Below are 2,554 nucleotides of genomic sequence, written 5' to 3' on the forward strand. Positions count from 1 at the left end.
CCACGCCGTACCTAACGTCCGTGGTTAGTGCAGCTAGCCCGACGTCTCGTCGACGTCGTGTGGGCACTTATTCGAGATGGACGGTTGTGGACCCCCCAGCCCGTCGCTCCGCCAACGAACTCACCGGTTGCCGCGTAGATTGCTCGTTGCGAGCGCGCCTCACGAAAGGTGTCGGCGGAAGTTGATACAACTTTCGGGTGCAATCGAAACATGAGGGGTCTGCGTCGGAGCGTCGGCGCCACTGGCGCGGTGAGCGCAAGGCTGTGTTGGTTCGGGTGCCCGTCGGGCTCGCCGAGCAACTCGCGGCGGAAGCGTCGAGTCGAGGCACGTCTGTCAGCGAGTGTGCTGCCGCGATCCTTGCAGACGCACTACACGAAGGGTCAGTAGCGTGACTCGAGTTGTGCAGACCGCCGCCACCGAGGTTAAGGACACTCTCGCGCTGCGGAAGGCCCGTGGTGCGTTCTTCACACCGCCGGCGCTCGCCGACTTCGTCTCTCGTTGGGCAGTCCGTGATCCTCTTGACAGCGTCTTGGAGCCGTCGTGTGGCGAAGCTGCGTTTCTGACATCAGCGGCGAGTCGACTGGACGAGCTCGGGGCGCCACGTGCTCATGCCCAGCTCGACCACGTGCGAGTCCGAGAACGCCGAGAGCGCCGCGACCTTCCCCTGCCCAACAGTCCAGACAGCGACTGAGCGACGGCGGCCGCACGATTCGTGGTTGAGGCGAAGGCTGCGTGAGCGACACGCGAGCGGGGGTGTCAGATGGTCTGTGTAAGTCCAAGTGCTCATCAGTGAGAGGAAGATCTATGAGCATGGCCCTAGACGACAAGCAGCACGACAACGGCGACCGGCAGTTGCCTGAGCTGGCCGAGCCGCGTTCGACTGCGGAGGTGGCCGAAGCGCTGCAGGCCTCGGGCATGGTCGATGAGCTGTTGGCCCAGATCGATACCGGCCAGGTCCAGATCACTGGCGACGGCGGCCTGATCCCGGGTCTGATCAAACTCGCCCTCGAACGCGGTCTCAAGGCCGAACTGACCGATCACCTCGGCTATGAGAAGGGCGACCCGGCCGGGAGGGAGTTGCCGAACTCGCGGAACGGGTCGAGCCCGAAAACGGTGCAGTCCGAGGCCGGGCCGGTCGAGCTGAACGTCCCTCGTGACCATGCCGGCACCTTCACCCCACGTCTGGTGCCGAAGGGCTCCCGCCGGCTCGGGGGGCTCGATGACATGATCATCTCGCTCTATGCCGGCGGCATGACGTTACGCGACATCCAGCATCATCTGGCCTCGACGATCGGCACCGATCTGTCCCACGAAACGATCTCCAAGATCTGCGACGAGGTCCTCGATGCGGTCGATGAATGGCAGAACCGGCCGCTGGAAGCGTTGTATCCCGTCATCTACCTCGACGCCCTGGTGGTGAAAGTCAAAGACGGCGCACACGTCCGAAACAGACACGCCCACATCGCTATTGGCGTGGACATGACCGGCGTCAAACATGTGCTGGGAATCTGGATTCAGGCCGAGGAAGGCGCGAAGTTCTGGGCCGGGGTATGTGCGAATCTGGCCAACCGCGGCGTGCGTGACGTGCTCATCGTGTGCTGCGACGGACTGACTGGATTCCCCGAGGCAATCGAGGCGACCTGGCCACTGGCCACGGTCCAGACCTGCGTGGTGCATCTGATCCGCAACTCAATGCGATTCGTGAACTACAAGGACCGCAAAGACGTCGCCCGGGCGATCAAACCGATCTACACCGCCCCCGACGCCGATACTGCCCGCCACGAATGGGAGGCCTTCCGTGACTCGGAACTGGGCGTCAAATACCCGAGTGCGGCAATGGCTTTCGACCGTGCCTGGGACCGGTTCATTCCGTTCTTGGCGTTTCCTCCCGAGCTCCGCAAGGTCATCTACACCACCAACTCGATCGAGTCGCTGAACTACCAGCTCCGCAAGGTGATCAAGAACCGCGGCCACTTCCCCAACGACGTCGCAGTCCGCAAACTCCTGTGGCTGGCCATCTGCGACATCGAGGACAAACGCGCCCGGCAACGAGAGAAGGAACGCGGCAAGCCCGCCGCCACCCGCAAAGCCCCCGGACGACTCGTCGAGGGGCAAGTCGTGACGAACTGGAAACAGGCCCTCGGGCAACTCGCCCTGGCCTACCCCGACCGCATCGAACCCCACCTCAACTAGTCCCCCACAGCAACCACACGAAACCCAGGAGTCACGTTCTTACACAGACATCTTGGCAAGCTCGCCAGACGCAGCCGGCCAGTCGGGGACAACGGTGAATTACGGTGAGACATGAAGACCTCCGGGTTGAGGAGCGGTTCTTAGACAGCTCCACACCTCACTCGGAGGACCTCGAGGCTATCGCCTACACCCTCAACAGCCGTCCTAGAAAAGTCCTCAACTGGAAGACCCCCGCCGAAGTCTTTGGCGAACAACTACACTCGGTACAACAACCCGGTGTTGCATCGACCGATTGAACGCGCCCAGTACACTTCAAAGGATTTCGCGATACTCTGCGCAGCTCTGGGCGTTGTCCAGTCTA

At 62.5% G+C, this 2,554-nt stretch carries 1 protein-coding gene; it reads left to right on the forward strand.

Annotated features, from left to right (window positions below; genetic code table 11):
- Positions 1–804: 804 nt before the first annotated feature.
- Complete coding sequence (locus GOAMI_RS22200; RefSeq protein ID WP_006438893.1) at positions 805–2,193, forward strand: IS256 family transposase; 1,389 nt, start codon at positions 805–807, stop codon at positions 2,191–2,193.
- Positions 2,194–2,554 lie beyond the last annotated feature (361 nt).

The sequence above is a fragment of the Gordonia amicalis NBRC 100051 = JCM 11271 genome (assembly GCF_000332995.1).
Taxonomy (GTDB): Bacteria; Actinomycetota; Actinomycetes; order Mycobacteriales; family Mycobacteriaceae; genus Gordonia; species Gordonia amicalis.